Source organism: Alterileibacterium massiliense, from assembly GCF_900104645.1.
In the GTDB taxonomy this organism is placed as follows: domain Bacteria; phylum Bacillota; class Clostridia; order Peptostreptococcales; family Anaerovoracaceae; genus Alterileibacterium; species Alterileibacterium massiliense.
Genome location: NZ_FNWE01000002.1, coordinates 1038668 through 1051241, shown reverse-complemented (window position 1 = coordinate 1051241; position 12574 = coordinate 1038668). Strand labels below are relative to the sequence as shown.

Genomic DNA, 12574 nt, shown 5'->3' with positions numbered 1-12574 from the left:
TATTGAAATAATATTTAATAAGTGATATTTTCAAGACATGAATAATCCAAGAGATTTATATGTAATTGATAGAAAAGGCAATTATGATGCTGTAATAGACTATATCTATATTGTCATGGGATCACTTATCTTCGCAGCAAGCGTCAATTTCATAATTGCTCCTATAGGCTTATATAATGGTGGATTTACCGGAATAGCACAGCTTATAAGAGCATTTATGATAATGGGACTTGGGGTTAAGATGCCCGCATGGATTGATTTTACAGGAATATTTAATTTACTCTTAAATATTCCTCTTTTGATTTATTCAAATAAAATTGTAGGAAAAAAATTTACATTTAATAATATAGTTTCAATTACTCTTTCTTCCATTTTCCTTGCATTTATTCCGGTAGCTACGAATCCTAAGATAGATGATTTTCTAACTGCCTGCATTGTAGGGGGAGTTATTGGAGGAATAGGGACAGGCATGATGCTGAGAGGCGGAGGTTCAAGCGGAGGAGCTGATATTATAGCTATGTGCCGTATTAAGACAAATACTGACGCCAGCGTAGGTAGGCTAAACACCTACATCAATTTCATAGTATATGGGATATGCTTATTTGCCTTTGATGTACAAGTTGCCGTCTATTCATTTATATATGCAGCCATCAAGGCAGTATTCATAGATAAAATGCACACTCAAAATATCAATGTTCAGGTCATTATAATAACAAAGGTAGATGGGGTTGATAAGGCTATAAATAAAGTACTAGGTAGAGGTGTAACTGCATGGAATGGTAAAGGCTCTTATACAGATGAAGATGTTCACATCTTGATTTCTGCTATAAGCAAGTATGAGATTTCGCAGCTAAAAAATATCGTATTAAAAACTGATCCCTCTGCATTTATGATATATACAGAGGGAGAGGGAATATCAGGTAATTTCAAAAGGCACCTTACAAAAGACTTTATCGAATAAACATTTCTATGCTCGCATTTCCACCTTGGCATCTCAGATTTGCCATAGCTCCGTTTATCAATGTAAATGAAGGCTTAACATGACCTATATCAGCATTCCATATAATTGGTATTACATATCCGTCGCCTGAGTCATATTCTGTAAAACATTTTGTAATCTTTTCTATAAATTCTGAATCAGAGGACCCCTCTTTAAACATAATTCTGCCAAAGATGATCGCCTTGGTATATTTGAAATATCCGCAGTATTTCATTTGAAGCATCAGTCTGTACAAATCTGGAGCACTTGTCATAAAAGGATCAAAGTACCAAATAATACCATCTTCATGATATTTATTTATAAAATCTCTTGTCCCGTCATATCGAGTTCCTATTAAATTCAGTATGCAGTCAGAGCAGCCACCAATGAGCCTTCCGCTTACTTCTAGAGTATTTGCTTCACCATAACCATTTGCGGGTATAAGATGGCGTATATTGGCAGGGGTTTTATATTCTGAGATTTTTATTAAGCTTTTATATATATCATCATTTATTTCGTGATTTATCTCGTCACCTTGCTTTTCAATTGTCATTTCGCTTGAAATAATATTAATATCATCAAAATTTAACTTTGTATTTAATTTTGAATTTGACTTAGCAAGTGCTGTCCAATAAACATCAGTATTATAATCAATCATTTCCTTGTCATAACTAGGATTTCCGTCATATTTATCGCATGAGTTTTGCTTAACCAAATCACCCTGAATAATTTTAAATGTGTTAAGCTGTGATTCATGAAGTGGAAGAATATCAAAGCTTCCTGCATTATGTCCATAAAGAGTTGCTATATCAAGCTTTGTTGTCAGATAATATAAGATATTTGTAGGATCGCTTGCCCCCATAACCCATTTAGGATTAGCCTTAACAGCTTCCTCGTCTATAAAAGGTAGCATCTCAATATTATAATCTCCGCCAGAAGCAGACATTATCATCTTAACACTTTTATCTTTTATTAAATCATTAAATTCTTTGCCTCTAATTTTTGCGTCTGCCGATGGCTCGCTATCATTTCTAACAGATTCAGTTTCTTTTATTTTAAACCCATACGATTTTATAGTTTTTATAGATGAGTCAAAAGATTCTTTTTTACCACCAACTCCCGCACTTGGAGCACAAATTCCAATAATCTCGTCTTTTTTTATAAAATTAGGATAAATCATAATTCCTCCTTAAGTTTTTTTAATTTATATTCTAAAGTTTATCATAGTTTTTTGCTAAAAACGAATAAATTCTGTTATAATGATTAAACAAGAAATTATGGAGGGCATATTGGGCAGAGTAATAATGGTGGCGTCAGGCAAAGGTGGTACTGGGAAAACAATGTTTTCTCTTAACTTTGCTGAAATGCTTGCAAATGAGGGATATAAAACAGCCCTCATAGATATGAATACAGGGCTTAGGTCACTTGATTTAGCTGCGGGAGTTGAGAACCGCTCGATTTTTGATGTGTGTGATATTATTAAGGAAGTATCAACCATAGATGATACCATTATCCGCCCCGCATACAATGAAAATCTTGGAATTATTCCAGGTTGTCAGGATATAGATTCTGATAAGGTGATTAGGAAGGGGATTCATAGCTTAGTAGATTTGTTAATTTCTAAGCATGGATACGATTTTGTGGTAATAGACTCACCTCCTGGGATTGGCGGTGCGATAGAGGATATTGCAGAAGCATCTAATGATATTATTATTGTTTTAACACCGGAATCATCATCGCTTAGAGATGCAGATGCCATGGAAGATTATATTATTAGGCGATTTGCTATAAGTAGGTATTATGTTCTGAATAATGTTATGTATGACCTTTTGGATAAAAATCTAGAGCTCACACCAAAGATTATTGATTCCAGAATGAAATCTAAGATGCTCGGCATAGTGCAGACAGATATTAATATAAGAATGTCAATGAATATGGGTATTCCGGTTGTTTTAAAAAGAAATTCATATATAGCAAATAATTTTAAAAAAATGATAAATAGATATATCAATTATATAAAAATTAAGGACAAGAATAAGATATAAGAAGTAAATATTGAGATAAACTTATAAAACACATATTGAACACAATATATAGATATAAGTATCATTAAATTACACGATATGAATATTGAATTGTTCACAATTTTATACTACAATCTGTATAGGTAATAAGTTGAGGAGGAGCAATATGGATATAGTTAAATATTATGAAGAGATTGTCAGCAAAAGACATTCTGTAAGGGAATACGAGGATAAGCCTGTTAACAATGATATGATTGCTAATCTTGAAGAGTATTTTAAGGATATTAAAGGCATTACAAATGCTGATATAGAAATAAAAATAATTGATGGAAGTAAATATCATGGAATGATAAATGCTGCTGGATATAATGGCTTCCTAGTGGAAGCACCAAAGTATGTTTTGGTCTTATCCGATGAAAGCGAGCACTATCTAGAAAATGCTGGTTATATTGGGCAGGGAATAACATTAAAATGCACAGAGCTAGGGCTTGATACCTGCTGGATGACAATTGTTAATCAAGAAGCATTGAACAAGGCACTTGATATTAATGGGAATAAGGTACCTGCCGCCCTGATAGCTTTTGGATACGGCAAGGAACAGGAAATTGAGAAAAGACTTGATATAAAGAATCCATCTCATGTAAAGATGGTTGAAACGGAATCAAAGGCTGCACCAAAGATCGATTTGAGTGAATTTATCTTTGATAAGTCATATGGAAGACTTTTTGATGAGAGCGAGCTATATACAGGGCTTGAAGATGCTCTTTTGGCAGCAAGTCGTTCACAATCTTTCTTTAATCGCCAGCCGTATAGAATTATAGTTGACGACGCGGAGGTTGCATTAATTGGGCTAAAAGATGAGCTCACAGGTGATTATGATGCACATCTTAACTACGGTATCTGTATGTTCGACTTTTATGCAGTTCTATCTGCTACAAGAAAAGATGCTCCTAATTGGACATTTGAAAAGTGGGAAGGAGACTTAAAACTTCCTGAGAATGCAGAATATGTAGCTAAGTGCAGAATATAAAATTTATTATTTTATGGCTATTATGCCATGTGATTAGGGGGTATGATTATGAAAAAGTATGAATGTCAAGTATGTGGATTTGTTTATGATCCAGCAAAGGGTGATCCTGATAATGATATAGCACCAGGTACAGCATTTGAAGATCTTCCAGAAGATTGGGTTTGCCCAGTATGCGGAGTACCAAAGGAAAAATTTGAAGCACAATAATCGATAATTTTTACAATATTGACTTATGAAATAAGACGGAGAGATGATTATCACTCCGTCTTATTTTTATAATAAATATATTAAATTTACTTAGTCAGGCATATTGCTTGCACCCTTACATTCCTCTACAAAAGTTTTGATAATTTTTACAGAGCCGTCAACGCCAGCACTACTGCTATTAATGAGAAGATCATAGGAGTCAGAAGAACCCCATTTGTTATCAGTATAATATTCATAAAATTTTCGACGCTGTTTATCCATTTGCTTTACAGTTTTTTCCATCTGCGATATGGTAATCTTATCTTTCATATCAGAAGATAGAAGTGCCATCTTTCTTTTAACCCTATCGTCAAATGGAGCATATATAAATATTCTAATCAATCTTTCATCTCTTAAAATGTAGTCAGCGGCTCTACCGACTATTATACAACCACCTTTTTCACCAAGATATTTAACAATATTATATTCTTCTTCCTGAATCCTGTCATATGGTGATGGGTGATAGTAATCAAAGCCTGACATAAAGGTGCTACCGGTGAAATCAGGGGCTTTTTCATCATTATTTTTTATATACATTTCACTATAACCGGTTTTTTCGACAGCCATTTTGATAAATTCAGTGTCGTAAAAATCAAGGTTTAATACCTCAGAAAGCCTTCTGCCAATTTCATGACCACCACTTCCAAATTCTCTTCCTATCGTAATGATAAATTTATTGTCATTCACATCTATACCTCACTTAAAGCTCTTAATATCAATTAATATAAAATTTAAAACTATTATTAACTTAACATATTCGCATCTATCCAATAATTGTAATCTAATCTATCAATTTATTATAATCTTATATATCAATTAATTATACTCACATATATCAATTTAATTCAAGCCTAATTTGACCTAGGAAAGACTTTAGTGAACTTATGTCATCGAACTTTCCGCGGGCATTATCATCTCTTCCGCCACCTTTTCCATTATATTTTTTAATATTATTTTTTACAAGACTTCCACATGATATATTCCCATTTGATGCAAGAATTAGATTATTATCCTGTGTAATTATTCCTATTAGTATTTCATCAATAATCGGATAAGATTTTAGTTTACCAATTAGCTTGTAAGCCATCTTATTTGCTCTTTCAGCATCAAGATCTTCTTCTTTTATTTCATATAAACCTTTAATGTTTGAAGAAATTATATCTTCATAAAAACTATTGATTTTAATATCCATAAGGGAGGAGGAGAGTTTTGAGATAGAATTTTTTAATATGGTTTCGCTTTCTTCTTTTTTTAAAATAGACTTATACACATCATTTTCATTGCATGATAAGTGGTTACTGACATCTTTTAATATATCCATACTATCTATGCATTTATTTAGGGCATCCATACCGACATCAAAATATATCCTTGTCATTCCTTTATTGGGCTCGAATTTATAAATTTTAATAAGACCAAGTTCTCCGGTAGAAGAGGGGTGAGTTCCACAGCAAGCAACGCAATCTATAATATTATTGTCAGTTCCAGCAGTTACAACGCTTATTTCTCCATCAATATCTATTGGCTTTCGCACCGGCATTAAAGAAGCTTCACTCCTATCATCAAAAAAGGAAGTAGTGACAGGAAGATTCATCTGAACTGCCTTATTTGCTTCAATCTCTGCTTGTTTAATCATTTCCTTTGTTAGCATTCCATGAGCGAGGTGTATGTCAATAGTAATATACTCATCACCCATGTGAAAACCTTTATTATTCCCGGAAAAAAGTTTATAAAAAATCCCTGATAATATGTGTTCACCAAGATGACGCTGCATATTTCTAAAACGCCTGTCCCAATCAATTTTCATTTTGATTTCCAATCCGAGTAATGATAAAGCAGAGTCGATATTTTTTATATCACGAGTGCTATGAACTATTTCTCCATTCTGATTTATATAAACATCAAAAATAAAATATTTATCTATATATCCATTATCACAAGGTTGACCTCCGCCCGTAGGGAAGAATATAGTCCTATCGCAAATTATATTTGTAATCCCATTTTCAGAAGATATGTCTATCACTATTGCAGATAGGTTTTTTAGATATACATCTTCCTGATATGTTTTAATTGTTTTCAATTTATCCTCCAATATAATCTTGATTTAAATTCAGTTTAAGGCTGAAATTAACAGCGTTTTCTTCTAAAATTTATAATAATAAACTTAATTATTATATGACGAACAAAATGTGTAAAAAATCTTGAATAAATATGTTGAAAACTTGTATTGACTTTTATGCTATCAAGCTATACAGCTTGCAAATAAAGGCTTATATTGATTGAAATTATCAACATACCCTTGTTGACAAAATAGTATACAAAAGTTTAAAAACCTGTGGATAAAAGCTTAAACCTATATTTTTCACGGTCAAAAGTGTGTTGAAAAAACATTTTCATAAAGCGAACAAAATTTTACATAATATTTATTCTTGTAAATTGCAAAAAATTATATATATCCATCAATAAAAGCACTAAAATTTAGATGCCTTGTCTTTGAAAAGGATTGAAATACTTGATTCTCAAATTTATACCTATCTAACAAATCGATGTCTGCTCTTAAAGGTGAGCTTAGTATTATCTTTTCAAGCATATCAATCTTAGTTAACTCTTGACTCATTATTACTACCTCATCATTTTGAGTGATAAGTATAGCAGCATAAACATCTTGGTCTAAATAATAATCATTATTCTTAACGTGAGAATTATTATCATTATATATCATATAAATCATTCCAGCTGGAACTTTATATGGGGTGGTTTTTATCATCATTAAGAGGCTATCCAAAGGAAAATCCTCTTTTTTATCGCATATAGAAAAAGTAGTTATATACTCACTGTGCTTTAATTGCATTGCAGCTTCATATTCTGATATTTCATTTATAAAGGATATATTAAAATAATTTACCTTGTAATTAAGTATAGTTGATGATTTCCTTATGCCAATCTCGCTTAGAGCATAATAGTATTTTTTACCCAATAAGAGGGTTTTACAAGTATAATATAGCGTCTTTTTATCAGATAAATTTACAGATTTAGGGTCAAGTAGTGTATTTCTCATAAGCGACAAAATGCCCAAAGGAGCAAGCTCAAGATTTTTTAAATAATCTACGTCAAAGTCTGAAAGCATACTCGCAGGAAGGTAATCCTTATCAGAGAGTCTCATGATAAAATAATTTATTATTTCAGCAGATGTCATATCATCGGGGAAAAGCTCATACATAAATGAGAAGTCATTTATTTTAAATTCTGAAAAGCCATTAGAAAAATCAGGAAAACCTAGAGTAGATAACATGAAATTTATTCTTCTATTTGAATATTTTTGGAATTCTTTTATATGATTATCATGTAATTTATAATATTTTTCACCAATTTTTATAGATGTGCATATGAAATTAATGGCTGTTTCAAGAGAAATTTTCTTTTCAAAGCCCCCAAGGCAAGTTGACATATTCTCCCAAATAGTCCATAGCTCAGCAAATTTGCTATTTAATGAAAGACTTTCTTTATTTTTTTCAACTATAAATTCTCTATAATCATCGATTCCATATTCTGAATAATCAAGATGAATGAGCTGATATAAATATTTATTATGATTTTCTTTAGATACCCAAATTATACGCATAGCAAGAGCACCCATGAGCCTTGTGTTAGTTGCATAACATTCTTTAAAAGTATAATCGTTAAATATATTATATCTAGGAGATAAACTGCCTTCATAAAGCTTAAATGACATATCATCTTCCTCCTTGGTATAGATTATACAATAGCAGGCAACTTGACAGCAAATTATAAAAGATTATAATTATCACATACGAACCTTATTAAGAGCGAGGAAGGGACGGGCCCTGTGAACTCGCGGCAACCACGAGGAATACTTCGAAGGTGCCAATTCCCGCGGCTAATATGCCGGCAGATGAGGAAAGTTACTACTCTCTCCTGCCGTGGAGGGATTTTTTGTGACTGAAATAAAGGGTTCGTGTCAAATTATTATTTTTAGATGCTAAAGGAAGGTATAAGACATGAAACAATTTTTTACTTCAGAATCAGTAACAGAGGGACATCCTGATAAAGTTTGCGACCAAATATCAGACGCAATTTTAGATGCTTTATTAAAAGAAGATCCGGAAGCCAGAGTAGCTTGCGAGACGGTTACAAAGACAGGATTTATAATGGTTTTTGGTGAAATTTCAACAAAATGCACTGTTAATATTGAAGGGATTGTAAGAAAAGTTTTAAATGAAATAGGATATAATTCAAGCGAAATGTGTTTTGACGGAAATACCTGTGCTGTTTTAGTAAATATAGAAGAGCAGTCAGGCGATATAGCTATGGGAGTTAATGAATCTCTAGAGCATAAGAATGGGTATTCAGATAAAGATGATAATGGATTAGATTTTGAGATAGGTGCAGGAGATCAGGGAATGATGTTTGGATATGCCTGCGATGAAACGGAAGAATTAATGCCACTTCCAATCGTTTTAGCCCATGTTCTTGCTCTAAAGCTTGCCGAGGTAAGAAAAAATAATAGTATTCCATATCTAAGACCTGATGGCAAGACGCAGGTTACTGTTGAATATGATAATGGAAAGCCGATAAGAGTCGATACAATTGTAGTCTCAACCCAGCACGATCCCGATGTAAGCATAGAAGAAATAAAGAGGGATATTATAGACAAGGTTATCAAATCAACTATAGCAAATGATTATATTGATGAAAAGACAAAGATATTTGTAAATCCAACAGGGCGATTTGTAATCGGTGGACCAATGGGTGACTCAGGGCTTACAGGAAGAAAAATTATAGTTGATACATATGGCGGTTATGCTAGGCATGGCGGTGGAGCATTCTCAGGAAAGGATCCGACAAAGGTGGATAGGAGTGCTACATATATGGCTAGGTATATAGCGAAAAACATAGTCGCTTCCGGAATTGCAAAGAAGTGTGAAATTGAGCTCGCTTATGCAATCGGAGTTGCTAGACCTGTTTCGGTATATGTTAATACAGAGGGAACAGGATTAATATCAGATGAAAAAATCGCAGAGATAGTTATAGATAATTTTGATATGAGACCATCTGCAATTATAAAAAAACTTGACTTAAGAAAGCCTATATATAGAAAACTTGCTTCCTATGGGCATTTTGGCAGAACGACACTTGGAGTTAAATGGGAAGAAACAGACATGGCAGATAAGCTAAGGGAAGATTTAAATAAGTATTTATAAGGGAAAAAATATATTAGATATGGGCGATTTACCAGATAAAATTTATGATATTTGTATAATTGGGGGAGGTGCCTCCGGAACGGCTTCTGCTATAAGTGCTAAGAAGATTAAACCTGAGGCATCGCTCCTTATAATAGAAAAAAATTCATTTGTATGTAGAAAAATTAAGGCAACTGGAAATGGCAAGTGTAATATTACTAATATAAATGCAAAAGAATATCAGCTCGTATCAAGATTTTTTGATAGCGTAGGTATTGTTACAAGGACATATGAAAATGGGCTAGTTTATCCATATTCCGAGTCCGCCGCAGATGTTTCAAATATGCTTTTCAGCAATTTAAAAAAACATAAAATACCAATTTTACTATCATCTACAGTTTTAAATATTGATAAAACATTTGATAAGAATAATAATAAAATATTTGAGATAGATATATTGGAAGAAAAGGAAGATGGCATAAAAAATAAATTTACAGTCTGTGCAAAGAACATAATAATTGCGACAGGTGGAAAGGCTGGTCCTAAATTTGGCTCCACAGGAGACGGATATAGATTTGCAAGAGCCTTTGGCCATAGAGTAGTTAAAACAATTCCAATCTTGGCAGGGATTGAATGCAGAGGTAATGAATTTAAATATCTTCAAGGAGTGAGGGTAAAGGGAAGAATTAATTTATTTAAGAATGGAATTAATATCTTTACAGAAGATGGAGAGGTCCAATTTACAAAGTATGGCATTTCGGGTATTGCAGTCTTTAATATGACGAGATTTATGAGGCTTAATGAAGGGGAGAGCTTTAATGATTTTGAAATTAGTATCGATATTTGTAATGGCATTGATATACTGCCAATTTTAAGAGCTAAGACCATAAACGGAGCGAATGAAGAGGATATATTAGCCACAATTACAAAGCCTGAAATTTCAAGATTTATCATTGACAAGCTTAAAATAAAAAATACTAAAAATTTATCAGATGAAAATAATCTTGAACTTATCTCTGATCTTGTGCATAATCTTAAATTTAATCCTGTAAATATAAGAAGCTGGAAAGAAGCTCAGTGCACTTCAGGCGGGGTAGACTTAAATGAGTTAGATGAAAATTATCAGTCAAAGAAAGAAAGCGGAGTATTTTTTACAGGAGAAGTTATAGATTATGACGGTCCATGCGGAGGATATAATTTAACTAACGCGTTCGCAAGCGGTATTAGGGCATCAAGAGGTGCAGTGGATAGACTTGGCAAGGGTTTTGAGAGACAAAAATGATATTTATCGATTAGACGCTTTTTCCAAAAGGTGCAGATTTTGATAAATTACTGAAAAAGATGTTAGATATGTGAGTTGATAAATTTCTATCCAAAAAAATGTTTGATAAAAATGTTCTTATGAAGTATTTATGAAAGAACTTAAAAAATAGGTTGTAAAATACAGTTATAACGATAATATAGATACAAAATAAACGCTAATTATGTTGCTATTAGTTTTTGTATCTTTAAATGGTAATCTCATTAATCATAGGTTTTAACTTTTACAAATGATAAAAGTTTTAATACAAACGATTAAAATACCTACTGTTATTTTAGTATTTTTTATGTTTGATAAATAATTTAAGTATAAATGTTTAAATTATTTTTAATAAATGTGAAATTTAATCTTGACAGTTTCTCCATAGTAGATATACTTTAATTACTAAGTAATATGACTTAGTAAACTTAGTAATTAAAGGAGGACTATTATGCAGAATAATACAGTAACCTGTTCTTTTTCAATGGATAGAGATACATATAATGCGTATAAAAGCATTGTATCTAGTTGTGGCGAAAATGTAAAAGGGAATCTTGTAAGATATATGAAGTCTGTTATTGAATATGGAACCCCGAATGCTGAAACAATACAGGCGATTAAGGAAGTAGAAAAAATGAAAGAAAATCCTAATTTAGGGAAAGAATATACCAATGTTGATGATATGATGAAGGATCTACTTGATGTATAAAATAAAGCCAACATCAAAATTTCAAAAGGACTTAAAGAAAATAAGTAAAAGAGGATATGATTTATCTTTATTAAAAAATGTCATCAATATTTTAGCAAGAGAGGAAGAATTGCCAGCAAAATACAAAGACCATCCACTAAAGGGAAACTTTGTAAATTGTAGAGAATGCCATATAACTCCCGATTGGCTTCTAATTTACGAAAAAACAGAAGATGAATTATATTTATATCTAACAAGGACAGGCACACATAGCGATTTATACTAGGCATTTAGTTTATAGATTCTCAAAAAAATAACCCTAATTTGAGGGTAACTGTCTATCAATATTATTTCATGCACAAATAATATTGAATAGCAAAAAAGAAAAATGAAGAAAATCCGACAGGATGGTTATAAATACTAGGTAAGTTCCATATATAATAAGCAACTCAGAAGAAAGATATTGGGAGTACAGGTAATAGATAAATAAATTAAAACTACAGATAGTTAAATCTAAGGACAGAGAAATCTGTCTATTTTTTTATTCAAGAAATGAGATATAGTTAAGATAAAAATCAAATCTATTAAATCTAATTATATTTAATACCCAATCATTCAATATCAAAATCCAGTTCGATTTTGTGGCTTTTAGGTTCTAGCCTCGTACATTTTACACCGGCAGCTTTAAGAAGCCTTTTTGAGGCGATTGTGCCTCGGTCATTAGCGTGTTTATCACTTATATAAATGATTTCACGAATGCCTGACTGTATAATAGCTTTTGCACACTCGTTACAAGGAAATAGACTAACATAAATCTTAGAGCCTCTAAGGTCTTTTCCACCTGAATTTAATATTGCATTAAGCTCTGCATGAACCACATATGGATATTTTGTATCTTCACCTATTCTTTCCCATGGAAATTCATCATCAGAGCATCCGAGAGGGAATCCATTATATCCCGTAGATAGTATAATATTGTGATCATCAACGATACACGCACCAACTTGAGTATTTGGATCTTTACTCCTCTTTGAAGCGAGAATTGATACGCCCATAAAGTATTCATCCCAAGATATGTAATCATTTCTTTTCATTGATTTTCAGCT

At 32.3% G+C, this 12574-nt stretch carries 13 protein-coding genes and 1 riboswitch; of the genes, 8 read left to right on the top strand and 5 right to left on the bottom strand.

The annotated features are described in order from the left end of the window. The first annotated feature begins 37 nt into the window (after positions 1-37). A complete protein-coding gene (locus BQ5371_RS06640; protein ID WP_083377465.1) occupies positions 38-961 on the top strand; it encodes a YitT family protein in 924 nt (307 codons plus the stop codon). Here the strand turns inward: BQ5371_RS06640 and BQ5371_RS06635 are convergent. Continuing rightward, entirely contained in the window at positions 951-2159 is a 1209-nt protein-coding gene (locus BQ5371_RS06635) for a S66 family peptidase (RefSeq protein WP_071133066.1), read from the bottom strand. The genes BQ5371_RS06640 and BQ5371_RS06635 overlap by 11 nt on opposite strands. A gap of 109 nt (positions 2160-2268) precedes the next feature. Between BQ5371_RS06635 and BQ5371_RS06630 the strand changes: the two genes are divergently transcribed. The 3 genes from BQ5371_RS06630 to rd all read left to right on the top strand — a co-directional run bounded on the left by BQ5371_RS06630 (position 2269) and on the right by rd (position 4240). Then, a complete protein-coding gene (locus BQ5371_RS06630) occupies positions 2269-3024 on the top strand; it encodes a P-loop NTPase (protein ID WP_071133065.1) in 756 nt (251 codons plus the stop codon). Positions 3025-3169: 145 nt separating this feature from the next. Continuing rightward, positions 3170-4033 carry a nitroreductase family protein gene (locus BQ5371_RS06625; protein ID WP_071133064.1) on the top strand — a complete coding sequence of 288 codons (864 nt, stop codon included), beginning with the start codon at positions 3170-3172 and terminating at the stop codon, positions 4031-4033. Between the two features lie 48 nt (positions 4034-4081). Beyond that, positions 4082-4240, top strand: a complete 159-nt coding sequence (gene rd, locus BQ5371_RS06620; protein WP_071133063.1) for a rubredoxin — start codon at positions 4082-4084, stop codon at positions 4238-4240. A 90-nt stretch (positions 4241-4330) separates the two neighbouring features. Here the strand turns inward: rd and BQ5371_RS06615 are convergent, their stop codons facing one another. The 3 genes from BQ5371_RS06615 to BQ5371_RS06605 form a co-directional block, all read right to left on the bottom strand. Further along, on the bottom strand, positions 4331-4966 hold the full coding sequence (locus BQ5371_RS06615) for a cytidylate kinase-like family protein (RefSeq protein WP_071133062.1): 636 nt from the start codon (positions 4964-4966) through the stop codon (positions 4331-4333). Between the two features lie 148 nt (positions 4967-5114). Then, positions 5115-6359 (bottom strand): alanyl-tRNA editing protein, encoded by a 1245-nt coding sequence (locus BQ5371_RS06610; RefSeq protein WP_071133061.1) that lies wholly within the window; start codon positions 6357-6359, stop codon positions 5115-5117. Between the two features lie 366 nt (positions 6360-6725). Then, the gene (locus tag BQ5371_RS06605; RefSeq protein WP_071133060.1) at positions 6726-8012 is read right to left on the bottom strand and encodes a hypothetical protein; all 1287 of its coding nucleotides are present in this window, start codon (positions 8010-8012) and stop codon (positions 6726-6728) included. 82 nt (positions 8013-8094) lie between these two features. Continuing rightward, positions 8095-8199, top strand: a riboswitch (SAM riboswitch). Between the two features lie 99 nt (positions 8200-8298). Between BQ5371_RS06605 and metK the strand changes: the two genes are divergently transcribed. From metK to BQ5371_RS06585, 4 genes are all read left to right on the top strand, one after another. Further along, the gene (gene metK, locus BQ5371_RS06600; RefSeq protein ID WP_071133059.1) at positions 8299-9501 is read left to right on the top strand and encodes a methionine adenosyltransferase; all 1203 of its coding nucleotides are present in this window, start codon (positions 8299-8301) and stop codon (positions 9499-9501) included. 19 nt (positions 9502-9520) lie between these two features. Continuing rightward, positions 9521-10762: an aminoacetone oxidase family FAD-binding enzyme gene (locus tag BQ5371_RS06595; protein WP_071133058.1), complete on the top strand. Its 1242-nt coding sequence runs from the start codon at positions 9521-9523 to the stop codon at positions 10760-10762. A 469-nt stretch (positions 10763-11231) separates the two neighbouring features. Continuing rightward, entirely contained in the window at positions 11232-11489 is a 258-nt protein-coding gene (locus BQ5371_RS06590; RefSeq protein WP_071133057.1) for a hypothetical protein, read from the top strand. Next, positions 11482-11754: a type II toxin-antitoxin system YafQ family toxin gene (locus BQ5371_RS06585; protein WP_071133056.1), complete on the top strand. Its 273-nt coding sequence runs from the start codon at positions 11482-11484 to the stop codon at positions 11752-11754. The genes BQ5371_RS06590 and BQ5371_RS06585 overlap by 8 nt, the downstream gene beginning before the upstream one ends. Positions 11755-12079: 325 nt before the next feature. On the opposite strand, the gene BQ5371_RS06580 is transcribed toward BQ5371_RS06585, so the two are convergent. Then, entirely contained in the window at positions 12080-12562 is a 483-nt protein-coding gene (locus tag BQ5371_RS06580) for a deoxycytidylate deaminase (RefSeq protein ID WP_071133055.1), read from the bottom strand. Positions 12563-12574: the final 12 nt, after the last annotated feature.